At 65.5% G+C, this 21,789-nt stretch carries 21 protein-coding genes and 1 pseudogene; 13 read left to right on the top strand and 9 right to left on the bottom strand.

Going from position 1 to position 21,789, the window contains the following annotated elements:
- Positions 1-10 precede the first annotated feature (10 nt).
- Positions 11-1,384, top strand: coding sequence for an FAD-binding oxidoreductase (locus tag HBE63_RS27015; RefSeq protein WP_166907823.1), 1,374 nt, complete (start codon positions 11-13; stop codon positions 1,382-1,384).
- A 76-nt stretch (positions 1,385-1,460) separates the two neighbouring features.
- Here HBE63_RS27015 and HBE63_RS27010 read toward each other — a convergent pair whose 3' ends face one another.
- Positions 1,461-2,075 carry a hypothetical protein gene (locus HBE63_RS27010; RefSeq protein WP_166907821.1) on the bottom strand — a complete coding sequence of 205 codons (615 nt, stop codon included), beginning with the start codon at positions 2,073-2,075 and terminating at the stop codon, positions 1,461-1,463.
- 188 nt (positions 2,076-2,263) lie between these two features.
- Between HBE63_RS27010 and HBE63_RS27005 the strand changes: the two genes are divergently transcribed.
- Positions 2,264-2,710, top strand: coding sequence for a MarR family winged helix-turn-helix transcriptional regulator (locus HBE63_RS27005; protein ID WP_166907820.1), 447 nt, complete (start codon positions 2,264-2,266; stop codon positions 2,708-2,710).
- 6 nt (positions 2,711-2,716) lie between these two features.
- On the opposite strand, the gene HBE63_RS27000 is transcribed toward HBE63_RS27005, so the two are convergent.
- From HBE63_RS27000 to HBE63_RS26990, 3 genes are read right to left on the bottom strand one after another with little or no spacing between them, the layout of a single operon-like run.
- A complete protein-coding gene (locus HBE63_RS27000; protein WP_371815059.1) occupies positions 2,717-4,405 on the bottom strand; it encodes a nitric oxide reductase activation protein NorD in 1,689 nt (562 codons plus the stop codon).
- Complete coding sequence (locus tag HBE63_RS26995) at positions 4,396-5,217, bottom strand: CbbQ/NirQ/NorQ/GpvN family protein (RefSeq protein ID WP_166907816.1); 822 nt, start codon at positions 5,215-5,217, stop codon at positions 4,396-4,398. The genes HBE63_RS27000 and HBE63_RS26995 overlap by 10 nt, the downstream gene beginning before the upstream one ends.
- Positions 5,214-6,383: a spirocyclase AveC family protein gene (locus HBE63_RS26990; protein WP_166907814.1), complete on the bottom strand. Its 1,170-nt coding sequence runs from the start codon at positions 6,381-6,383 to the stop codon at positions 5,214-5,216. The genes HBE63_RS26995 and HBE63_RS26990 overlap by 4 nt, the downstream gene beginning before the upstream one ends.
- A 124-nt stretch (positions 6,384-6,507) precedes the next feature.
- Here HBE63_RS26990 and HBE63_RS26985 point away from each other — a divergent pair, with 124 nt between their 5' ends.
- Positions 6,508-7,110 carry a TetR/AcrR family transcriptional regulator gene (locus HBE63_RS26985; protein ID WP_166907812.1) on the top strand — a complete coding sequence of 201 codons (603 nt, stop codon included), beginning with the start codon at positions 6,508-6,510 and terminating at the stop codon, positions 7,108-7,110.
- Here the strand turns inward: HBE63_RS26985 and HBE63_RS26980 are convergent.
- Together HBE63_RS26980 and HBE63_RS26975 are read right to left on the bottom strand one after the other, a co-directional pair.
- Positions 7,107-8,249: an amidohydrolase family protein gene (locus HBE63_RS26980; protein ID WP_166907810.1), complete on the bottom strand. Its 1,143-nt coding sequence runs from the start codon at positions 8,247-8,249 to the stop codon at positions 7,107-7,109. The two genes, HBE63_RS26985 and HBE63_RS26980, sit on opposite strands and share 4 nt — an antisense overlap.
- A 16-nt stretch (positions 8,250-8,265) precedes the next feature.
- Positions 8,266-9,654 carry an aldehyde dehydrogenase gene (locus tag HBE63_RS26975; RefSeq protein ID WP_166910260.1) on the bottom strand — a complete coding sequence of 463 codons (1,389 nt, stop codon included), beginning with the start codon at positions 9,652-9,654 and terminating at the stop codon, positions 8,266-8,268.
- A gap of 219 nt (positions 9,655-9,873) precedes the next feature.
- On the opposite strand from HBE63_RS26975, the gene HBE63_RS26970 reads away from it, so the two are divergent.
- Genes HBE63_RS26970 through HBE63_RS26955 form a run of 4 tightly spaced genes read left to right on the top strand, consistent with a single transcriptional unit; the run spans position 9,874 to position 13,230 of the window.
- On the top strand, positions 9,874-11,148 hold the full coding sequence (locus tag HBE63_RS26970; RefSeq protein WP_166907808.1) for an SRPBCC family protein: 1,275 nt from the start codon (positions 9,874-9,876) through the stop codon (positions 11,146-11,148).
- 4 nt (positions 11,149-11,152) lie between these two features.
- Positions 11,153-11,482, top strand: coding sequence for a hypothetical protein (locus HBE63_RS26965; RefSeq protein ID WP_166907806.1), 330 nt, complete (start codon positions 11,153-11,155; stop codon positions 11,480-11,482).
- Entirely contained in the window at positions 11,479-12,756 is a 1,278-nt protein-coding gene (locus HBE63_RS26960) for an amidohydrolase family protein (RefSeq protein ID WP_166907804.1), read from the top strand. Before HBE63_RS26965 ends, HBE63_RS26960 begins: the two co-directional genes overlap by 4 nt.
- Positions 12,757-12,777: 21 nt before the next feature.
- The gene (locus tag HBE63_RS26955; RefSeq protein WP_166907802.1) at positions 12,778-13,230 is read left to right on the top strand and encodes a MarR family winged helix-turn-helix transcriptional regulator; all 453 of its coding nucleotides are present in this window, start codon (positions 12,778-12,780) and stop codon (positions 13,228-13,230) included.
- Between the two features lie 34 nt (positions 13,231-13,264).
- Here HBE63_RS26955 and HBE63_RS26950 read toward each other — a convergent pair whose 3' ends face one another.
- Positions 13,265-14,362 carry an acyl-CoA desaturase gene (locus tag HBE63_RS26950; protein WP_166910258.1) on the bottom strand — a complete coding sequence of 366 codons (1,098 nt, stop codon included), beginning with the start codon at positions 14,360-14,362 and terminating at the stop codon, positions 13,265-13,267.
- A gap of 231 nt (positions 14,363-14,593) precedes the next feature.
- Here HBE63_RS26950 and HBE63_RS26945 point away from each other — a divergent pair, with 231 nt between their 5' ends.
- From HBE63_RS26945 to HBE63_RS26925, 5 genes are read left to right on the top strand one after another with little or no spacing between them, the layout of a single operon-like run.
- Positions 14,594-15,658: a ferredoxin--NADP reductase gene (locus HBE63_RS26945; protein WP_166907800.1), complete on the top strand. Its 1,065-nt coding sequence runs from the start codon at positions 14,594-14,596 to the stop codon at positions 15,656-15,658.
- Positions 15,655-16,398 (top strand): SDR family NAD(P)-dependent oxidoreductase, encoded by a 744-nt coding sequence (locus HBE63_RS26940; RefSeq protein WP_166907798.1) that lies wholly within the window; start codon positions 15,655-15,657, stop codon positions 16,396-16,398. The genes HBE63_RS26945 and HBE63_RS26940 overlap by 4 nt, the downstream gene beginning before the upstream one ends.
- A 54-nt stretch (positions 16,399-16,452) precedes the next feature.
- The gene (locus HBE63_RS26935; protein ID WP_166907796.1) at positions 16,453-17,721 is read left to right on the top strand and encodes an aromatic ring-hydroxylating dioxygenase subunit alpha; all 1,269 of its coding nucleotides are present in this window, start codon (positions 16,453-16,455) and stop codon (positions 17,719-17,721) included.
- Between the two features lie 2 nt (positions 17,722-17,723).
- Positions 17,724-18,059, top strand: a complete 336-nt coding sequence (locus HBE63_RS26930; RefSeq protein WP_166907795.1) for a hypothetical protein — start codon at positions 17,724-17,726, stop codon at positions 18,057-18,059.
- A gap of 41 nt (positions 18,060-18,100) precedes the next feature.
- Positions 18,101-18,946: a TauD/TfdA family dioxygenase gene (locus tag HBE63_RS26925; RefSeq protein ID WP_166907793.1), complete on the top strand. Its 846-nt coding sequence runs from the start codon at positions 18,101-18,103 to the stop codon at positions 18,944-18,946.
- Positions 18,947-19,031: 85 nt separating this feature from the next.
- Here the strand turns inward: HBE63_RS26925 and HBE63_RS26920 are convergent, their stop codons facing one another.
- Complete coding sequence (locus HBE63_RS26920) at positions 19,032-19,439, bottom strand: zinc-binding dehydrogenase (protein WP_243858313.1); 408 nt, start codon at positions 19,437-19,439, stop codon at positions 19,032-19,034.
- Positions 19,440-19,471: 32 nt separating this feature from the next.
- Here HBE63_RS26920 and HBE63_RS26915 point away from each other — a divergent pair.
- Positions 19,472-20,206: pseudogene (locus HBE63_RS26915) on the top strand (LysR substrate-binding domain-containing protein); the annotation flags it as partial.
- Between the two features lie 28 nt (positions 20,207-20,234).
- Here the strand turns inward: HBE63_RS26915 and HBE63_RS26910 are convergent.
- Positions 20,235-21,743 (bottom strand): GMC family oxidoreductase, encoded by a 1,509-nt coding sequence (locus HBE63_RS26910; RefSeq protein WP_166907789.1) that lies wholly within the window; start codon positions 21,741-21,743, stop codon positions 20,235-20,237.
- Between the last annotated feature and the right edge of the window lie 46 nt (positions 21,744-21,789).

Genomic DNA, 21,789 nt, shown 5'->3' with positions numbered 1-21,789 from the left:
ACTCCCGAAGATGTCCGCACCGGACACCGGGATCGCCACGCTGGCCGCCGCACTACCCGACGGCACGGTGGTCACTGACCTGGCCGTGATCGAGGGATATCGCCGCGATGCCGCCCTCGATCCCGAGGCGGGCGTGCCGCGAGCCGTGGTGCGGGCTACCAGCACCGAAGACGTGCAGGCCGTGCTGCGGTGGGCGAGTGCACACCACGTAGCCGTGGTGGCCCGAGGCGCGGGTTCCGGGCTCGCCGGCGGCGCCAACGGGGTCGACGGCGGCATCATCCTCAGCACCGAACGGATGCGGCAGATCCACATCGACTCCGCGAACCGCACCGCGGTGGTGCAACCCGGCCTGTTGAACTCCGAGGTGAAGAAGGCCGCCGCCGAGTACGGCCTGTGGTACCCACCCGACCCCGGCTCAGTCGAGATCTCCTCGATCGGCGGGAACGCGGCCACCAATGCGGGCGGATTGTGTTGCGTGAAGTACGGGGTCACCAGCGACTACGTACTGGGAATGGAGGTGGTGCTGGCCGACGGCACCGCCGTCCGACTGGGCGGCCCGCGGCTGAAAGACGTCGCCGGTCTGTCGCTCACCAAGTTGTTCGTCGGCTCCGAAGGCATCCTCGGGGTGATCACCGAACTCACCCTGCGGCTGATCCCGGCGCAGCCTCCGGCGTCGACGGTGGTCGCGGTGTTCTCCTCGGTGGAAGACGCTGCGGACGCGGTCGTGGCGATCACGGCGACGGTGCGGCCGGCCATGTTGGAGTTGATGGACCACGCCACCATCAACGCGGTCGAGGACTACCGCCGCATGGGCTTGGACCGTTCGGCACAGGCGCTGCTGCTGGTCCAGTCGGACGCACCGGGTGCGGCGGCCGAGGAGATCGCCCACATCGTCGAGGCCTGCGAGAAGTCTAGGGCCACCGAGGTTTACGCGACCGATGACCCCGAGGAAGGGGCTGCCTTGACGGCGGCCCGGCGGCTGGTGGGCCTGGCGCTGATGCAGTTGGGCACGTTCTATCTCGAGGACGTGACGGTGCCGATACCCGACCTGCCGGCGTTGGTGGCCGGCATCAAGCGCATCGCCGAGGACTGCGACGTGCTGATCTGCGTCGTCGCCCACGCCGGCGACGGGAACACCCACCCGGTGGTGGTGTTCGATGCCGAGGATCCCGACATGAGCGAGCGTGCCCGCCAGGCGTTCGCTCGGGTGATGGAACTCGCCATCGCCATGGGCGGCACCATCACCGGCGAGCACGGTGTCGGTCGGCTCAAAAGGGATTGGCTGCCGCTACAGCTCGGCGATGACGTGATGGAGTTGACCCGTCGAATCAAGGACGCCCTGGACCCACTCGGCATCCTCAGTCCGGGCTCGGTACTGAACTAGCCGCCCGCCGAGACTGCGGTTTCTGACGTGATCCGCCCGGTATTTGGGCCACAAACCGCAGTCTCGGCGGGGAATTTCAGCTTTCGGCCAGCACCCCGTGCAGGGCCTTCTTCGCCTCGGTAACCGCCGCGAGCAGGTTGGACCGCACCTCACCGAGCTTGGCCTTCTGTTCGTCGGTGCCCGTGAACGCGATGGTGCGGGCCAGACCCGCGACCTCGTGCAGACCGGTGCGGATCTTGATGACGTCGGCGAACTTGCCCACCTTGCCCAACAACGCGTGCGCGGTCTCGCTGGTGACACCACGCCAGGCCAGCAGCTGGGTGCCGAATTCGGTCAGCGTGGCGACGCCGTCGGAGACGGTGACCACACCGCGGCCGGCCAACCCCGCGATGGCCAATTCGACGATGTCCAGCGGTGGGGTGACGGCACCGCCCGTCGCTTCGGTGGTGCGCTCGACGATCTGTTCCGCCGTGGCCGGCCCGTCAAGCAAGAGTGCTGCTGTGCCGACTGCCGCACGCTTGAGAGCGAAGCCGGGTCCGAAGCCCTTGCCGAAACCGGGGCCGCCGAAGCCTCCGCCGAAACCGGATGCGCCGAACCCTCCCGGGCCGAAACCGCCCTGTCCTTCATGGCCGCAGCTGCCGCCGCCGAATCCCGCCGGACCCCAGCCGCCACCGAATCCTCCAAAACCCATGTCACACATCCTTTTCCAGATCTCATCCGGACCGACGGAACGCGGCCCAGTAGGTGTATCAAGTTCCTTGATACGCCCGCCCGGGAGACATTTCAATGAGATCTGCCTGAGAACTGGTTGAGCTGTGGGCGAAACGGTGCGATCGATCTGCATGGTCGACGAAGGCTACGCATGTGAGGATGCCTGCTATGACCGCCCCCGACAGCGAGCCGCTGGGTTACCTCCTACACCGGGTGGCTGCCACGCTGCGGCCAGAGGCGGCCACGGTTCTCGCCCCGCTGGGACTCGGGCTGGCGGAGTTCGTCTGCCTGCGGATCATCTCGCTGAATCCCGGGCTCACCAGCGCCGAACTGGCCCGCATCACCAACGTCAGCGCGCAAGCCACCAACCAGTTGCTGCACCGCTTGCAAGGCGCGGGCGCCGTGTACCGCCCTGATACCGCAGCGGCGGGAAAAGCTCTGCCTGCCGAACTCACCCCGTCAGGCCGCGCGTTGCTCACCCGCGCCGAGGATGCCGTCCACATCGCCGATCAACGGGTACTGGACCGACTGACACCCACCGAACAACGGCAACTCAAAGCGCTGCTACGCAAGGCCGGGCGCGACGACACCGCATGTGGGCCCGCCGACTCCTGACACACGTCACCGCGGCTTCGGAGCGGCCAACTCGGCCAACGCGGACAAGAACAACTCGTCCATGCGCGGACTCAACTCGCCCAGCGTCGCGGCACTGGCGTAACTGGCTGCGCCGAAGACCTGATCGAGGGCATCAGGGGCGTCAGCATCGGCACCGATGGCCAGGCACAGGCAGGCCACCCCGTCGGCGCGAAGCTCCTCGAGCGCCTTGGCGGCATCGGCCCGAGCGTAGCGGCCTTCGTAGCCGTCGTCGTACGGGTAGCCGTCGGAGAGCACGATCAATAGCCGATGGGGCGTTCCCGCTTGGGTTTTGAGGATTTCACCGGCACCGCGTATCCCTGCGCCCAGCCGGGTGTAGCCGAAGGGCTGCAACTGGCCGAGGCGGGCGCGCGCACCCGCACCGAACCGTTGCCCGAAGGTCTTGACGACAGGCAGATGCACGGCGTGGCGCCCCTGGGAACGAAACCCGTACACCGCGACGCGGTCACCGAGTTCCTCTAGCGTCATGGCGAGCGTCGCTGCCGCATGGCGTTGGTGATCGTGGACGGCGCGGCCGTCGCCGTCTGCATCGGTCGCCGATCCGGATGCGTCGACGAGGATGAGAACACCGAGGTTGCGGGCCAGCTTGCGGCGCTCCGTGTACACATGCTCGGGTGGTGAACAGCCCGACCGCAAATCGACAAACAGGTCGATCAAGGCCTCGATGTCCACGTCGTCGCCGTCGGAGCGGGCACGCAATACCTTGGGCCCGAGTCCCACTCGCGCCAGTCTGCGTCGCAGCACCGCGTCACGTGTCACGCCGAGCGGCGAGGCGTCCACCACGGTGGGGATGAGGAAATCGATGACACGGCACCAGTCTTCTCGGTACCGGTCACCGAAGACGTCCCATTCCGGATACGTCGCGCCACCGACTGCCAGTGCCACACCAGGTTTCTCGCCGTCGGCGAAGCGGATCGGGGTCGGGACCGGACGTGCGTTCACGCCGGCACGCGACGTCCGCCGCATCGAGCCGACTCCCAATTCCCCGCCGGCGCCCTCGCTTCCGGAGGAGCGGGCGCTGCCGAAGAGTTTGCGCAGGAACTTCGCCGGCGCCTGCGTGCCGATGGGAACCTCGAACAGTTTGAGAATCCAGCTCGTCTCTGCCGGCCCGTCGTCGTCATCGTCCTCATCCGTCTCGGACGTGTATTCGACATTCATCCGAACGTCGGCCGCTCTCGCCGGTGGCCCCGATTCGCCCCGGGTGCGGATCAGTTTGGCCGGTTTGATCGTCCCGAACCAGTCCGGCGGTGCGTCGAGCTGGGTGCGGCCCAGAGCGATCCGCAGTGATTCCTCGGAACTGGCCGACTGCGGAGGAAGGCCGGGGCCGACGGCTGCCGCCAGGGGGATCCGCGGACCGAGTTCGGCCAGGACGCGGCGCCCTTCGAGCGCCAGGTAGCGGCGGGCAACCGGGGGCCGCGCCAGCAGCCGCTTGACGTACTGACCCCCTAAGCTTCCGGCGCCGAGAAGCGCGCTCTGGACCAGCACTTCGCGACGCTGCCTGTCCCGATCGGCGCGCGCCGACACGTAGACGATCTGCCCGTCGGTGTAGGCGAACTCACCCGCGCGGGCTACCGCGATATCGACGGGCCGCCGGGCGAGAAAACCGGCCAGATACCGAAAGTGGTGCGGTTCCGGGAGACCAGCACTCACCGTAATGGCACGACCGCGTCGACGAGTTCTTCGAGGCCCCGGATCACGTCGGGATCGTCGGACAGCACCTCCACGACGGCGGACTGGACAGCGACGCGCAGGCTGAGCCCCTCGGCGACGAGGCCGCCGGCCAGAATCAGCATGCGGGTCGAGGCCACCTCGCTCAGTGCCGAGCCATCCAGGTCCCGGATGGCGTTTCCGAGGACGACCAGCGACTCAGCGATAGATGAGTCGATCCCCGCTTCCCGGGCCACGATCTCGGTCTCGATGTCGGCGGTCGGGAAGTCGAGGCTGATCGCGACGAAGCGCTGGCGGGTCGAGTCTTTGAGGCTCTTCAGGATGCTCTGGTAACCGGGGTTGTAGGAGATCACCAGTTGAAAGCCCGGCGCCGCGGACAAGGTGGTGCCGAGCCGATCGATCGGCAACTCACGCCGATGGTCGGCGAGCGGATGGATGACCACCGTCGTGTCCTGACGCGCCTCCACGATCTCGTCGAGATAGCAGATGGCGCCGTCGCGCACCGCCCTGGTCAACGGGCCGTCCACCCAGACGGTTTCGCCGCCCTTGAGCAGGAACCGCCCCACCAGATCCGCCGATGTCATGTCCTCATGACCGGCGACGGTGATGAGCTCACGCCCGAGTTCGTGAGCCATCGCCTCGACGAACCGGGTCTTGCCGCACCCGGTAGGTCCTTTGAGCAGCACCGGTGCGCCGCGACGAGCGGCCGCCCGGAAGATCTCGACCTCCCGGCCCGCCGCCCGGTAGAACGGCGGAGGTGAACCCGACTCGGTGATCGGTCGAACCTTGCTGACCGTCATCGCGGTGCGCCCTGAACGATCGGCACGACGGGCGGGATGCTCACCCCATCCGGCAGCACCAGTTCACCTTCGTGATTGACAAACCCCGAGTGCTTGGTCGGTAGCGGCAGATCAGGATTCGGGCACGGCCGGTCAGTCCCCTCGCCGCAGATGCCGGGGTTGAAGTACGAGCGCTTCTGGACATCTTCGGGCCACGCATCTCCGTGCATGCCCAGCCAGGTCGCGGGAACGTTGTAGAAGAGGAAGAAGCACGCGCTGACACCGCCGAAGATCGCCAGGAAGCGGATGAACTGTTGCTTGACGAAACCGCCGCGGAGCCGGTCGATTCCGCGTTCGACCACGGTGTGCCCCCGGTCATCGGTAAAGAAGCGCAGGCAGACAAGCGCCGTCTGGACCCCGCCCCACATGAAGCCCTCGTAGATCGGCCACTGGTAATAGGTTCCGGCGTTGAACGAGAGCGATTGGATGGCACCGGGATAGGAGTAGAACCCGATCGGCAGCATGATCAGGGCCTCCATGACGAAGTCGAAGACGATGGCGATGCCATAGGTGACCAGGATCAGGCGCAGGTTGCTGATGCCAGGCCACCGGTTCTTGATCTTGCGCATGATCAGGCATCCGACGATGGTGAGCAGCAAGACACCGTACGCGTAGCCGGGAACGTTGGTCAGCAGTGGCTCGGGCACGGTATGCCCCGGCTCCTCGTGTGCCACCCAGCCCGGAATGTGCGGTGCCCACGAACCCTGGTTGAACAGCCAGGCGTTGTACGTGCACCAGGTGCTGTAGTAGTTGAGCATCGGGTCCTGGAACATCATCAGACCCATCGACACCAGCAGCATGCCGTCGAGGGTGATTCGCCTCTCCCGAACCCAGGGACGAATGATGAAGAACCACAATGCGACTGGTAGGCCAATCCACAGCACCACAGCATTGGCCAGCAGCGGGATCTTCATATACAGCGGTGGCTCGCTCGGGCCACCCGACACCGGCTCGAAATAGGGCCCGGTGACCCATCGGACGAACAGGTACAACGTCAGCGCGAGAACCAAACCGCCGATGGTCGCCCAGATCTTGAACGCGTTCGATGACGACGGGCCTTGCTTTCCGAGGTCAGCGATCCCGCTGACCGATTCGGTGACGACGGGCTTCTTGGACAGATCACTCATGATCGGTTTCCCCTTGACGATCGTGGATGCAGTCGGTGGCGCGAGGCAGGCCGACCGATGCAAATATACTCGCTGGTATCTGAGATTCCAATAGGTCACTCAGATTCTGTGGCAGACTTTGGCCATGGCGGAGCGCTGGACCCGGGAACGCAGACTTGAGCACACGCGCTCAGTGCTGCTCGATGCCGCCGAGGAGGTGTTCGCCGAGAAGGGTTTTGCGCCAGCCACTCTCGATGACATCGCCCGCGCCGCTGGTTACACCAAGGGCGCCATCTACAAGCATTTCGCCACCAAGGACGACCTCTTTCTGGCCGTCAGCGACAGGTACTGGCGGCGGTATTTCGACAACTTCGCCGAGGTGATGTCCGGTGCGTCCCGGGTCGGGCCGGCCGAGCTCGACGAGATCGCCAAACGCTGGCGCGAGCTGAGCCGTGACCGAGGCGCCGACCACGCCGCGCTGGGCCACGAATTCACGCTCTACCTGCGTCGCAATCCAGAGGCGCGGGATCGGGTGGCGGCCAAGCGCGCCGAAGTCGTCGAGGCGCTTGGCAAGTTCATCGCGACCGGGATGGAACGCTGGGGCGCGACGCTGCTGATTCCCGCGTCCACCTTCGCTCAGGTGCTCATCGCCACCAGTGACGCCGTGGTCCTCGGCAGCGAACTCGACGATGTCGACCTCTACCGGCCGATCGTCGAGATGTACGTGTCAGCGATCAAGCTGCCCTAGAAGACCCGGACCTGACCTTCCAGCACTGGAACCGTGTCGGGCAGTTTGTAGGTCGCAATCCCGTTGCGGAACATCACGTTTTCGCGCGCGTGCTCGGGTAGGTGCTTGACCAGCCAGCGGGGGTCGTCGAAGGTCCAGTGCGGATAGTCCGACGAGAACAACAGGATCTTGTCGCATTCCATCCATTCGAAGGCCCGGGACAGTTCGGTCTTGTCCTCGGGGTAGTCCAGCGGTTGGGTGGTGAACTTGATGTGGTCCTTGACGTATTCGCTGGGCTTGCGCTTGATGTCCATCCAGTTCTTGCGTGCTTCGTAGATGGCGTCCATGCGCCACATCAAGGGCAGGATCCAGGTGAAGGCGTGCTCGACGAACACGATGCGTAGCGTCGGGAACCGATCGAAGACCCCGTCGAAGATCAGGCTCATCACCTGGTTGGCCGCCAACAAGGAGTAGGTGACCATGAAGTCGTGGTTGTAACTTGGCAGCCCGACCGGCGGGAGCGGCAGCTCGTCGTATTCGCCCCGGGACAGGTGGCAGCTCACGGTGATGTCGTGTTTGGTGGCCGCGGCCCAGATCGGGTCGTACTTCGGGTCACCCCAGGACGGACGCGGCTCGGCCTTGATCAGGATCTGCGCCATGTAGGGGTGGCCGGCCCACCGCTCGATCTCCTGGGCCCCGAGCTCCGGCGCTTCGACGGCCAGGCAGATGGAACCGCGCCAGCGCTCGTGCCAGTTGTTGTGACTGTCCAGCCAATGGTTGGCCTGCCAGTCGTTCAGCGCGCAGTTCATCACGTGGTTGGCCTCGGGAATGTGGGCCGAGTATGCCGCGGGTTCCAGGATCGCGATGTCCGCCCCGGCCTCCATGATCAGCTGCCGGAATGCGAGATCGGGGTCGCTGCCGGCGAATTCGCCATCGGAGGGGAAGGTGTCCACCCGCATCGCGTAGGCATGCGCATAGTCGGGGGCGTCGTAGTAGATCAGGTCGCCGACGTCGTGGTTGTTGAAATATCTGGACCGCCACGGCTCGGGAATGTACTGCCCGAGGTCGCCCCGGCGGGGCGTCGGATGCACGTCGGAGTCGACGCATCGCACCGCGATGCGTTCGGCGGCGGGAATCCTGGGTGAGGTGGTGGTGGTCATCGTCATTCCCTCTCGATCACCGGGTGGCCGCGACGGCGATGGACTTGGTCTCGAGATAGCTATCGAGTCCCTCACGGCCGAGTTCCCGGCCGTAGCCGCTGTCCTTGACGCCGCCGAACGGTGCGAACGGATCCATCGTGTACCCCTGGTTTACCCCGAAAGTGCCGGTTTGTACACGTTCGGCGATGCCGATCCCGCGGTCCGGATCGGCCGTCCACACCGAGCCCGCCAGGCCGTAGTCCGAGTCGTTGGCAATCGCGACCGCTTCATCCTCATCCCGGTACCCGATCACGGTGAGCACGGGACCGAAGATCTCTTCGCGGGCAATACGCATCGAGTTGTGCGCCCCGGCGAACAGGGTGGGCCGGACATACCAGCCGGTGTCCACGCCGTCGGGCAGCTCGGTGCCGCCACAGATCAGCCGGGCGCCCTCACCTTGGCCGAGGTCGATGTAGTCGCGGACGCGCTGCTGCTGTCGTCGTGATACGAGTGGTCCCAGTTCGGTGGCCGGGTCGGCCGGATCGCCCACGACGAGTGCGCCCATCCGGTCAGCCAGAGCGTCGACGAACTCGTGTTCCCGAGCGGCCGGGACGACGATGCGAGTCAGTGCATTGCAGATCTGGCCACTGTTGGACAGGCTGGCCGACCGCACCCCCGCGGCGACCGTCGCCGGGTCTGCGTCATCGAGGATGATGGCTGCCGACTTGCCGCCGAGCTCGAGGCTCACCTTGGTCAGGTTGGCGGCGGCCGCCGCGGCGACGGCCCGGCCGGCGGCGCTGGAGCCGGTGAACGACACCTTGTCGACGCCGGGGTGACCCACCAGATGGGCACCGACTCCGGCGTCCCCCGGTATGACGGAAACGAGGCCGTCGGGCAGGCCGACCTCTTTGAGCATGTCGCTTAAAAGCAGTGCATCCAACGGGGATTCGGGTGCGGGCTTGAGCACCACCGCGCAGCCGGCCAGCAGCGCCGGCACCAGCTTGGTGACAATCAGGAACTGCGGCATGTTCCACGGCACGACGGCGGCGACGACCCCCACCGGATTCTTGCGGACGTGAATGTCCGATCCGAAGAAACCGGCGCGGACCTCGCGCCAGGGGTACGTTTCGGCAAGGTCGCAGAACGCGGACATCATCATCGTCGGAAGCCCGACCTGCGCGCGTTGGGCGAAAGTGATCGGCGCACCCATCTCGGCCGAGATGAGTTGGGCCATCTCACCGCGTCGTCCGGCGTAGACCTCGGCGAGGCGTCGCACCGCCGCGATGCGTTCCGCCGGGTCGAGCCGTGGCCACGGTCCCTGGTCGATGGCCGCACGAGCTGCCGCGACGGCGGCGTCCACCTCGGCCGGACCGGCCGCCACCACACGGGCAATGGGTTGCTCGGTGTGCGGCGAGATCACCTCCATGGCATTGGCGTGGTCGCCGTCGAGCGACCAGTCGGCCTCGATTCCGAGGTATTCCCCAAGATGCTGATCCATCCAGACTCTCCCGCCTCAATCGAATTCAGAGTATCAACTACTTGTTATTGATGAAACCGCCGTCTACCGTCAAGCCTGAAGCCCTGGCCGGCATGTGCAGCCCCATGTCGGCATCATCGGTCGAATCACATCTCTTTAGGAGCGGGCATGGCTCGATTTCCCAAGCCGGCTGAAGGCAGCTGGACTCAGCACTACCCGGAGCTCGGCACCGGCCCGGTGTCGTATGAAGACTCGATCAGTCCGGAGATCTACGAACTGGAGCGCAAGGCGATCTTCAAACGCGCCTGGCTGAATGTCGGCCGGGTCGAACAACTTCCACGCAAGGGCAGCTATTTCACCCGGGAGATGAAAGCCGCCAACACGTCGATCATCCTGGTGCGCACCAAGTCCGGCGAGGTCAAGGCCTTCCACAACGTCTGCCGTCACCGGGGCAACAAGCTGGTGTGGGACGACATGCCCCTGGAGGAGACCAGCGGGGTGTGCCGGCAGTTCACCTGCAAGTACCACGCCTGGCGTTACGACCTGGACGGTGAGCTCAACTTCGTCCAGCAGGAGGCCGAGTTCTTCGACCTGGACAAGAGCCGCTACGGCCTGGTTCCCGTCCACTGCGAGGTGTGGGAAGGGTTCATCTTCGTCAACTTCGCCAGCAATGCTGAAGCACCCGAACAATCGCTCCGCGAATTCCTGGGCCCCATGATCACCGATCTGGAGGGCTACCCATTCGACAAGATGACCTCGCGGTTCACCTATCGCTCTGAGGTGAAGGCGAATTGGAAGCTCTACATGGACGCCTTCCAGGAGTTCTACCACGCGCCCATCTTGCACGCGAACCAATCCCCCACCGCCTACTCGAAGGCTGCCGCCGAGTCGGGCTTCGAGGCGCCGCACTACAGGATCGAAGGTCCGCACCGTTTGGTCAGCACCTCCGGGGTGCGGGCCTGGGAGATGGCCGACGAGATGCGTAAGCCCATCGAAGACATCTGCCAGAGCGGACTTTTCGGCCCGTGGGCGGCTCCGGATCTCGGCGCGATGCCGGCCGGCCTCAACCCCGCCAAATGCGATCCGTGGGGGTTGGACTCGTTCCAGTTGTTCCCGAATTTCACGATTCTGTTCTGGGGGCAGGGCTGGTACCTGACGTACCACTACTGGCCGACGTCCTTCAACACGCACACCTTCGAGTGCACGCTGTACTTCCCGCAGCCGCGGACACCGCGGGAGCGGTTGGGCCAGGAATTGGCCGCGGTCTCCTTCAAGGAGTACGGCCTCCAGGACGCCAACACCCTGGAGGCCACCCAGAGCTCGATCGAGACCCGCGTGGTCGACGAGTTCCTGCTCTGCGATCAGGAAATCCTGCTTCGGCACCTGCACAAGGAGACCGCGGCATGGATCGACGACTACCAGAGCAAGACCGCGGGGGTGTGAACCGATGAGTACGAAACTGCCGGCCGAATTCGCCGACCTCGAACAGTTTTCGGACTGGTGCCTGTCCAGTGAGCCACAGCGTTACGGCAAGCGAATGGACAGCACCATGACCGAGATGCAGGCGTTCTACGACGCGATCACGCCGCGGGCCGAGGAAGCGATCAGTTACTGCGACAAGTTCAGCCTCGACGACATGCCCGAGGATGTGCTCAACCTGATGCACCTGCTGTATTCGATGGTGACGGTATCCTTCCCGGTGGAGTGTTGGAAGCAGCCACGGGTACCCGATTCCGGCGCGACATCGTTGGACTGCGTCGTCGAGCCGGTCCCGTGAGCCAAGCTGACGTCGCGACGACGGTCCTTCGCGCCGCCCGTTGGGTGGACGTGGCCGGCGGCCAGGTCCACTCCCCCGCGATTGTGGTCATCGAGGGCAATCGGATCACCGCGATCAACCCCAAAGGGCCACTGCCGGATTCGGCCACCGTCGTCGACCTGGGGGACACCACCCTGCTGCCTGGGCTGATGGACATGGAGCTCAACCTGCTGATCGGCGGTCCGGGTAACCCCGGCGGCCTGCCGACCCCGATGCACGGCGTACAGGACGACCCGGCGTACCGGACGTTGCGCGGCGCGGTCAACGCCCGCACCACACTCGACGCCGGGTTCACCACCGTCCGCAACCTAGGTCTGATGGTCAAGACCGGCGGTTACCTGCTCGACGTCGCACTGCAGCGGGCGATCGACCAGGGTTGGCACCAAGGGCCGCGCATCTATCCGGCCGGCCACGCCGTCACCCCCTATGGCGGCCACCTCGATCCCACGGTCTTCCAGCGCCTCGCTCCCGGCGTCATGCCGCTGTCGGTCGCCGAGGGCATCGCCAACGGGGTACCGGACGTCATCGCGTGCGTGCGCTACCAGATCCGCCACGGCGCCAAGCTGATCAAGGTATCGGCCTCCGGTGGGGTGATGTCGCACAGCACGGCACCCGGCGCACAGCAGTACTCCGATGCCGAGTTCGCCGCGATCGCCGACGAGGCCCACCGCGCCGGCGTCAAGGTCGCCGCCCACGCCGTCGGGGACACCGCCATCCAGGCCTGCATCCGCGCCGGCATCGACTGCATCGAGCACGGCTTCCTGGCCAGCGACGAGACGATCCAGATGATGGTCGACCACGGCACCTTCCTGGTCTCCACGACCTACCTCACCGACGCCATGGCGATCGACCGCATCGCGCCGGAGCTCCGCAAGAAGGCACTCGAAGTCTTCCCTCGAGCAAAAGCCATGCTGCCCAAAGCCATTGCCGCCGGAGTGCGGATCGCCTGCGGCACCGATGCCCCAGCCGTCCCGCACGGCGAGAACGCCAAGGAGTTGTGTGCACTTGTCGAACGGGGCATGACCCCGATGCAGGCGTTGCAGGCGGCGACGGTAGTGGCCGCGGACCTGGTCGATGCCGCCGACGAGCTGGGGCAGCTGGCCCCGGGCTACCTGGCCGACGTCATCGCCGTTGCGGGCGATCCCAGCACCGATATCGCGACGACGCTCGATGTCCGGTTCGTGATGAAGGACGGAAACATCGTCAAACATGACGGTGCGCTAGCGTCGAGTTGACGCGTGTGGCAGGAGACGAGGATGGATCTGACCGAGAACACCCTGTGGTGGCTCAAACAGGCCTTCTATTTCTCGCTCACCGAGGTCAACGAGTCGGTCAAGGAACATGGGGTCACCACCGCCCAGATCGGTGTCCTGCGCCAGTTGACCAATCAACCGGGCCTGTCCGGCGCCGAGTTGGCCCGTCGGCTGCTGATCACCCCGCAGGGCGTGCAGCTCGCACTCACCGCGCTGGAGAAACGGGGTCTGGTCGAGCGCAAACAGGATCCCCAGCACGGGCGCATCCTGCAGGTCTTCCTCACCGATGAAGGTCGGGCGGTGGCCTCGGCCGTCGTCGCCGATGCCGTCGAGGCCCATGAGCGGGTCTTCGGCGTACTCAGCGACGAGGAGCAGGAGCAGCTGAAGGCACTCCTGCGCCGGGTGATCGAGCAGGGAACGGGCCACACGCCGCACTCCGATCACATCGACCCATGAGATCTCTGTCTCCGGATGGGGCGAGCAGCCGGGTCTATTTGCGGCGTCGCCCGCCGATGCTCAGCAGCCAGTCGGGAAATGCCAACCCGTGGATGATCCGTTGCGTCCGGAAGTACTGGCGCGGAAGCGATGCCGTGTTGTAGGGCAGGTCGTACTTCTCGCACAGTTCCCGTACGCGAACGCTGACCTGTGGAAGGCGGTTGCTCGGCAGGTCGGGGAACAGGTGATGCTCGATCTGGTAGCACAGGTGACCGCCCGAGATCGCCAGCAGCGGGCTCGCGTTGAAGTTTGCCGTCCCGACCATTTGCCGGAGATACCACTCGCCTTTGGTCTCATCCTTGACCACCGCCGGGTCGAACGTCTCGGTGCCGTCGGGAATGTGCCCGCAGATGATATTCACGTACACCCACAGGTTCCGGAGCAGGTTCGCGGTGATGTTGGCTGCCAGAGTCCGACGCCACCGACGCAGGCTCAGAGCGGGCAGGAGCACATAATCCTTGCTCAACTGGCGGGCGATCTTGCCGAGGAACTTCCTGTTCTCCACGGCGAGGCCGTCTGACGTCTCGTCTCGCAGACGCTCGGAGTGCAGGCCATGCAAGGCGATGCCCCACTCGAACATCGCGGCCAGCACCAGGTTTCGCACCGGAGTCGCCAAGTGGACCCAGCGCCACGGCTGGTCGGTGGTGACGCGATGCAGGCGGTAGCCGATGTCCTCGTCCATCCCGAGCACGTTGCTGTACACGTGATGCCGGTAGTTGTGGGAGTACCGCCACTGCGCGGAATGTCCGACCATGTCCCACTCCCAGGTGTTGGAGTGGATCTCGGGATCGTTCATCCAATCCCACTGGCCATGGGAGATGTTGTGGCCAAGTTCCATGTTCTCGATGGACTTCGCATATGCCAGCGCGCACGTTCCCACCAACCAACCGGTCTTCGACCGGCTGCCGGCGATCATCAGCCGCGCCGCGACGTCGAGCGCCCGCTGGAAATGGATCACCCGCCGGATGTAGGCCGCGTCCGCCGCCCCGAGCGACTCCTCGACGTCTCGGCGGATCACGTCAAGTTCATAGGCGATCTCGTCGACGTCCTCACTGCTCAGATGCAGATAGGCGGGAACATCGGCGATCGCCATCAAGGTGTCCTCGGGGTGGTGCGGCAGGTAGAGCGGCGCAAACACCGCGAGCGTCAGACCGCAGCCTAGAGCCTGAGACTTACCGACGGGTAATCGAGGTGCGGCGGACAGGAGAAATGGCAGCGCTGACGTAACGGCCTGCGCGTCTCTGACGGACTCGGCCATGCCCCACGCCGTCGCCGATATCTAGCACTTGAGATTAATGACAAGTACTTGATACTGTTGGCCGTGATGGAGACATCGACGACGCCCCGCATGGAACCCGCCGACGTGATCGACGCCGACGGGTTCACCCCCGTGCGGGTCAAACAAGTGATCCAGGAGGCCTCCGACGCCGTGTCACTGGTGCTCGACATCCCCGAGCCGAGCAGGGACAGGTTCCGTTATGCGGCAGGTCAATTCGTTACCGTTCGGGTGACGATCGACGGTGCGGAACATCGTCGCTGCTATTCGATGTCCTCCTCACCGGCCGTCGAGTCCGATCTGCGAATCACCGTCAAGCGCGATCGCGACGGTCTGGTCTCCAACTGGATCAACGACACGGCGAGCGTCGACGACGCTCTCCACGTCGCGCCGCCCGAGGGTCGTTTCGTCCTCACCGACACCGAGCGCGACGTCGTCACCTTCGCCGGCGGCAGCGGCATCACCCCGGTGTTCGCTCTGGTGCATTCGGCATTGGCCGCCACCACCCGTAAAGCCCGGCTGTTCTACGCCAACCGCAATCTCGACTCGGTGATCTTCCGGGATGCATTGGCCGATCTCACCGACGCCCACAGCGGGCGCCTCGAGGTCCACCACCATCTCGATGACCTCGACGGCGTCGTGTCGCCGCAACGCATCGCCGACTTCATCGAGGCCGGCGGCACCCACGCTCATACCGACTACTACGTCTGCGGTCCCGCACCGTTCATGGACACCGTCGAGCGCGTCCTGCTCGACACCGGGATCCCCAAGCAGCAGGTGCATCTGGAACGGTTCAGCGTCGTTACGATCCCGCCGCCCGACCCTGCCGAACCCGTGGTCACCGAAGAGGTGACGATCGAACTCGACCGCAGCACCGTTACCGCGCCCTACCGCGCCGGCAACACCCTGCTGCAGACCGCGCGACTGGCCGGCCTGAAGGCTCCGTCATCCTGCGAAACCGGTTCGTGCGGAACATGTATGGCTCAGGTGGTCGAGGGCAGCGCACGCATGCTCAACAACGATGCCCTCGACGACGACGAAGTTGCCGAAGGCTGGGTGGTGACGTGCCAGGCACTGCCCACCAGCCGCACAGTGAAGGTGGTTTACGAATGAGCAGAGTGGCCGTGGTGACCGGCGGGGCATCGGGCATGGGTGAAGCGACGTGCCACGAGCTGGGCCGGCGCGGCCATCAGGTCGCCGTGCTCGACGTGAATGCCGATGCCGCTCAACGTGTCACCGATGATCTGCGATCGGACGGCGTCACCGCCTTCGCGGTCGGCGTCGACATCACCAACCGAACCGCGGTGGAAGAGGCCTTCGGAAAGGTCCGCAGTGAACTCGGGCCGGTCGGCATCTTGGTGACGAGCGCAGGGATGTTCGGATACGCACCGTTCGCCGAGATCGCCGAAGAGTCCTGGGCACAGATGCTCGAGGTGAACCTGAGCGGAACGTTCCGCTGCTGTCAGGTGGCCCTGCCGGACATGGTCGATGCCGGGTGGGGTCGCATCGTGATGATCTCCTCATCGAGCGCCCAGCGCGGTACACCGTTCGCGGCCCACTACGCCGCCTCCAAAGGCGCCCTGTTGACCCTGACCAAATCGCTGGCCCGCGAGTACGCCGCACACGGCATCACGGTCAACAACATCCCACCTTCGGGTATCGAGACCCCCATGCAGCACCAGTCGCAAGCCGCGGGCTACCTGCCGCCCAATGAGACCATCGCCGCCAATATCCCGCTCGGCCGGCTCGGCACCGGAGCGGATATCGCTGCCGCCGTGGGGTTCCTGTGCTCCGAGGAGGCCGGCTTCATCACCGGACAAACCCTCGGAGTAAATGGCGGCGCAGTGATGTAGCGGCCTCCAGCCGCCCAAGCAGTCCCAAAACGCACTAGTGACACGGAGGTTCACATGGCAATCAAGTGGCCCAAGCCGGCTGAGGGATCCTGGACCGAGCACTACCCCGATCTGGGTACCGGGGCGATCCCGTTCCGGGACTCCATCTCCGAAGAGTTCTACGCCGTGGAGAAGGAGGCCGTCTTCAAGCGGGCCTGGCTCAACATCAGCCGGATCGAGGAGACTCCCGACGTCGGCAGTTACATCACCCGCCAGATCGAGGCGGCCGATGCGTCGCTGCTCCTGGTGAGAGACCATGACGGCGGTATCCGCGCTTTTCACAACCTCTGCCGCAGACGCGGACACACACTGGTACCGGCAGAGTTCCGCGCCACCGAATTACGCAGCACCGGCAGTGAATTCGAGTGCCGACGCTGCGGATGGCGCTACGGTCTCGACGGCAACCTGATATCCCTGCCAGATGCGGACCGCTTCGCCGGTCTCGACACCGCGGATTACGGTCTGGCGCCGGTGCACTGCGATGTGTGGGCCGGCTTCGTGTTCGTCAACTTCGACAGCGAACCGCGCCAGAGCCTGCGCGAGTTCCTCGGGCCCATGGTCACCGCCCTCGACGACTACCCCTTCGGCAAACTCACCGAGCGATACGACTGGGTGGCGCACAACAACAGCAACTGGAAAATCTTCGCCGACGCCTTCCAGGAGTACTACCACGTACCGTCGCTGCACACCCAGCAGGTGCCGCCCGAGGTACGGGATCCCAACGCCGGCTTCACCTGTGGACACTTTCAACTCGACGGTCCGCATCGCCTCGTCTCGACGGCCGGCACCCGCCGCTGGCTGTTGGCGCCCGAGTACATGTACCCGATCGAGCGCGCCACCCAAAGCGGCCTGGTGGGTCCGTGGCGGACCCCCGACATCGGCGAATTACCGATGCACGGACTCAACCCGGGCGACATCGAGCCGTGGGGTATCAGCAACTTCCAGATCTTCCCCAACCTGGAGATCCTGATCTACGGCGGCTGGTACCTGCTCTACCGCTACTGGCCGACCTCGCACAACACCCACCGCTTTGAAGCGTTCACCTATTTCCATCCGGCCCGCACCGTGCGGGAACGCGTCGAGCACGAGGTGGCCGCGGTGGTGCTCAAGGAATTCGCCCTGCAGGACGCCGGCATGCTCGGTGGCACGCAGGCAGCCCTCGAGTACGACGTCATCGACGACTACCCGCTCAGCGACCAGGAGATCCTGGTGCGCCACCTGCACAAGATGGCGGTCGACTGGGTCGAGGCCTATCAGCGCGACCGCGCGCCGGCAGGAGTGTGACGATGACCTCGTCCCGACTGCCCAGTGCCTTCGCCGAGTTGGAGCCCTACACCGACATCTGGTGTCTGCCAACGGAGACCGAACGTTGGGAGCGACGGCTGGCCAGCACCATGCCGGAGATGCACCAGTTCTACGACGCCTTCTTCCCGCGCGTCGAAGAGGCCATCGAGTACTGCGACAAGTTTCCGCTCGACGACATCCCCGACGATGCGCTCAACCTGCTGCACCTGATCTATTCGCTGATCATGGTCGCCATGTCGGTGGAGATCATGCACCAACCGGCCCCGACCGACTCCGCCGATGCCGTCATGATCCGCACCGGAGAACCGCGGCCGTAACCGCCACCGTCACCACTACTGAACACCGAGAGGACGCACCGATGAGTGTGCTGACCATCAACAAGCTGACCGCTTCGGTGGGCGCCGAGGTTGTCGGCGTCGACCCGGGACGCCTGGGCACCGACGACAGCCTGGGGGCCGCCGTGCTGGACGCCCTCGAGGACAACGGGGTGCTGGTGTTTCACGGCCTGCACCTGGATCCCGAAGCCCAAGTGGCCTTCTCGCTGCGCCTGGGTGAGATCGACCGCTCGGCCGACGGCCACCACCCGGTGTCGGGCATCTACCCGATCACCTTGGACAAGGCGAAGAACAAGGCCGCCGAATACCTCAAGGCCACCTTCGACTGGCATATCGACGGCTGCACTCCCATGCACGACGAATGCCCGCAAAAGGCCACGGTGCTGTCCGCCCTGGAAGTCGCAGCGCGGGGCGGCGAGACCGAGTTCGCCAACACCTACGCCGCCTACGACTCACTCGATGAGGCCGAGAAGGAGCGCTACCGCGCGCTGCGGGTGGTCCATTCCCTGGAAGCCTCGCAGCGACGGGTTTATGCGGATCCGACCGCAGACCAGCTGAGCCGTTGGAAGGCCCGGCCGACCCACGAGAACCCGCTGGTGTGGACGCATCGCAACGGGCGAAAGTCGTTGGTACTGGGCGCTTCGGCGGACTACATCGTCGGCATGGATCGCGACGAAGGTCGGGCCCTGCTCGCCGAACTCCTCGCCCACGCCACCACCGCCGACAAGGTGTACAGCCACAAGTGGTCGGTCGGCGACACCGTCATCTGGGACAACCAGGGCGTCCTGCACCGCGCGGCACCGTATGAGCCCAACTCTCCCCGGCACATGCTGCGCACCACGGTGCTCGGCGACGAACCGATTCAGTAGCTCCCTGGGTACCGCGAGCGTGCGTGTTTGTCGCCCGACACGCCTCGAAACGGCCGCATTGTGCGCACGCTCGCGGTGCGCGGCTTCAGCTGCCCTCGACCACCCGGATGATCGTCTTGCCCGCGACGCGTTTCGCCGGGTTGAACGCCGACACCGCATCCGAGAGCGGAAGTACCGCTCCGACGATCGACCGCAGTTTGCCCTTGCGGAGCCTGCGCTCCAGCACGGCAAGTTTCGCCCGGTCGGGTTCGACGACGAAGAAGGCCGCACGCGCATCCGCCGGCTGAACTCGGGGCGGCTCGGCGATGGTGACCAAGGTGCCGCCCGCGCGCACCAATTGCGTCGAGCAATCCAGGATCTCGCCACCGAGCACATCGAAGACCACATCTACCTGGCCGACCGCCTCGACCCATCCACCTTCGAGATCCACGAACACATCGACCCCCAGGTCGAGCGCGGCGCGCCGATGCGTGGGCCGGCCAGTACCGATCACCCGGACCCCGCATGCGTGCGCCAACTGCGCCGCGATCGATCCGGATCACGCCCGCGGGCGAGTTGTTTCGGGAGCATGCCCGCCAGGTGGTCCAGGCCGCCCGTCTGGCGAAAGATGCGGTGAGTGCGTACCAAGGGGAACTGACCGGAACAGTCGACCTCGGGTCGCTGATCTCCTTCGGCACGCTCGACGTGCCCAAGATGCTCGGTGACTTTCACCGCGAATACCCGCTCGTCCGTATCCGGTTGCGTCAGAGCCAAATTGGCTCCATAGCCTATCTTTCGGCGATCACCGACGGGTCGCTCGACCTGGCCCTCGTGTCAGCCCCCGATCGTTTCCCCGCCCGTGTTCAGATGCAGTTGCTGTGCCAGGAGCCCATGGTGTTCGTCTGCCGAACCGATCATCCGCTTGCGCACCGTACTCACGTCGAAGTCACCGAGCTCTGCGACGAGGATCTGATCGGTTTTCCGCGCGAGTTCGGGCTCAGACGTCTTGTCGACGCCGCGTTCACGGCCGCCGGAGTGGCTGCGCGGGTCTCGCACGAAGTGGCACTCGAATATGCGATTGCCGGCCGTCTGGTCCAACATGGCCTCGGCACCATCGTCATGCCCGCCAGTGAGGCTGCCTGCTACCCGGACCTGCGGGCCATCGAGATACGACCAGCAATCATGTGGGACATCTACCTCGCGTCGGCCGATCAGTCGCGGCTCGGGCCCGCCAGTGCCAAGCTGGCCGAGTTTCTGCTCGCCGCAGCCCCGGGCCGGTGAACCGGGTCGCGCTCCGGAGTAAGGCGTCTCAGACGCTCTGCAACACGAGATCGGCGGCGCGGTGAGCGATCATCATGGTGGGCGCGTTGGTGTTGCCCGAGGTCAGTGTCGGCATGACCGATGCGTCGATGACGCGGAGCCCGTCGATGCCGTGCACGCGCAACTCGGGGTCCACGACCGACGCGTCATCGGTACCCATACGGCACGTGCCGACCGCGTGGCCGATGCTGGTCTCCCGGCGGGCCAGCCATGCGTGATCCTGATCGCCGGTGTTCAGGTACGCGCCCGCAATGCCTTTCATCGCCGAGGTTCCCTCCACGACATCGCGGGCATGGCTCATCCCCTTGCGCAGCCGATCGATGTCGTCCCCGGCGCCCAACCGCTCGAATTCGATCCGGGCCTTCCCGTCGCGCAGTCCGACCCGGCCCCGGGTCTCCGGATGCATGAGCACGGTATAGACGGTGAACCCGTCGATGCGCTCGATGGCCGTGCGGCCCGTGCTCCCGTCGAGCTCGTAATGTATGGGACTGACCGCGATTTGGAAATCGTCGGTGAAAATCTGGGCTTCGAACGGCGCCATGGTGAGTATGCCGGTGCCGCCGAGCAGCAGTGAGCCGACACCCCTCAGCGCCCCGATCGGGCCGAGCGTATTTGCGGTGGGCACCTTCGATTCCCAGAACTGAGTGCCGACCAGGTGGTCCTGGAAGTTCTCGCCGACGCCGGGAAGGTCGAGTACGGCGCCTGCCGGCCCGATACCCGAGTGCAACAGCAGCGCCGGCGAGCCGATGGCGCCCGCGCTCAAGATAACCTCTTGGCGGGCAAGAAGTTTGCGACCCCCGCACTCGACGCCGACGGCTCGACCGTTCTCGATGAGTACCCGTGACACCGTCGTCCTGGCGAGCAGCCGCGGCCGTCGATCTCGGGGCAGCGATCGGAGGAAGCCACGTGCCGAGGAGACCCGCAGGCCCCGGCGCTGGTTGACCTGGGTTCGGGACACGCCCAGTTGTGACCGGCCGTTCTGGTCCGGGTTGAGGTCATGTCCGGCCTCGGCGGCGGCAGCGATGAACGCCTCGTCAACCGCATGGTGGTGCCCACACCACGACACCGGAATCGGGCCGGCGTCGCCGCGATACTCGTCACCGCCGCCGACCCAGTTCTCGATCGCCTTGAAATGCGGCAGAACCTCATCGAACGACCAACCCGCGCATCCAGCCTCGGACCAACCGTCGTAGTCGGCAGCGCGTCCACGCACGTAGACCATGGCGTTGATCGACCCGCTGCCGCCGATGATGCGGCCACCGGGGAAGTGCTCGGCGATGTCGCCCTTGCTCGGGTCGGGTGCGCACTGGTGTTTCCAGTTCGCCGTCATGTAGAGCGAGGCAATCCCGGTCGGTACGCGGACGTCGGGCCGGTGATCCGTGCCGCCGGCCTCGATCAGCACCACATCGGCACCTGCCGACGCCAGCCGGGATGCCACGATCGATCCGGCCGAACCCGCACCGACGACGATGAAGTCAGCAATGTCGGCGGCAGGCATGCCACGGAGGCTAGCCAGTTCACTCGAGATGCGCAGGCGGATCGAC

The sequence above is a fragment of the Mycobacterium sp. DL440 genome (assembly GCF_011745145.1).
Classification (GTDB): Bacteria; Actinomycetota; Actinomycetes; order Mycobacteriales; family Mycobacteriaceae; genus Mycobacterium.
This window is presented reverse-complemented; position numbering and strand designations above follow the sequence as displayed.

Coding starts and splice junctions, on each gene's coding strand:
- HBE63_RS27015 (WP_166907823.1), top strand. CDS start 11: ATGTCCGCACCGGACACCGGGATCGCCACGCTGGCCGCCGCACTACCC.
- HBE63_RS27010 (WP_166907821.1), bottom strand. CDS start 2,075: ATGGGTTTTGGAGGATTCGGTGGCGGCTGGGGTCCGGCGGGATTCGGC.
- HBE63_RS27005 (WP_166907820.1), top strand. CDS start 2,264: ATGACCGCCCCCGACAGCGAGCCGCTGGGTTACCTCCTACACCGGGTG.
- HBE63_RS26995 (WP_166907816.1), bottom strand. CDS start 5,217: ATGACGGTCAGCAAGGTTCGACCGATCACCGAGTCGGGTTCACCTCCG.
- HBE63_RS26990 (WP_166907814.1), bottom strand. CDS start 6,383: ATGAGTGATCTGTCCAAGAAGCCCGTCGTCACCGAATCGGTCAGCGGG.
- HBE63_RS26985 (WP_166907812.1), top strand. CDS start 6,508: ATGGCGGAGCGCTGGACCCGGGAACGCAGACTTGAGCACACGCGCTCA.
- HBE63_RS26980 (WP_166907810.1), bottom strand. CDS start 8,249: ATGACCACCACCACCTCACCCAGGATTCCCGCCGCCGAACGCATCGCG.
- HBE63_RS26975 (WP_166910260.1), bottom strand. CDS start 9,654: ATGGAGGTGATCTCGCCGCACACCGAGCAACCCATTGCCCGTGTGGTG.
- HBE63_RS26970 (WP_166907808.1), top strand. CDS start 9,874: ATGGCTCGATTTCCCAAGCCGGCTGAAGGCAGCTGGACTCAGCACTAC.
- HBE63_RS26965 (WP_166907806.1), top strand. CDS start 11,153: ATGAGTACGAAACTGCCGGCCGAATTCGCCGACCTCGAACAGTTTTCG.
- HBE63_RS26955 (WP_166907802.1), top strand. CDS start 12,778: ATGGATCTGACCGAGAACACCCTGTGGTGGCTCAAACAGGCCTTCTAT.
- HBE63_RS26950 (WP_166910258.1), bottom strand. CDS start 14,362: ATGGCGATCGCCGATGTTCCCGCCTATCTGCATCTGAGCAGTGAGGAC.
- HBE63_RS26945 (WP_166907800.1), top strand. CDS start 14,594: ATGGAGACATCGACGACGCCCCGCATGGAACCCGCCGACGTGATCGAC.
- HBE63_RS26940 (WP_166907798.1), top strand. CDS start 15,655: ATGAGCAGAGTGGCCGTGGTGACCGGCGGGGCATCGGGCATGGGTGAA.
- HBE63_RS26935 (WP_166907796.1), top strand. CDS start 16,453: ATGGCAATCAAGTGGCCCAAGCCGGCTGAGGGATCCTGGACCGAGCAC.
- HBE63_RS26930 (WP_166907795.1), top strand. CDS start 17,724: ATGACCTCGTCCCGACTGCCCAGTGCCTTCGCCGAGTTGGAGCCCTAC.
- HBE63_RS26925 (WP_166907793.1), top strand. CDS start 18,101: ATGAGTGTGCTGACCATCAACAAGCTGACCGCTTCGGTGGGCGCCGAG.
- HBE63_RS26910 (WP_166907789.1), bottom strand. CDS start 21,743: ATGCCTGCCGCCGACATTGCTGACTTCATCGTCGTCGGTGCGGGTTCG.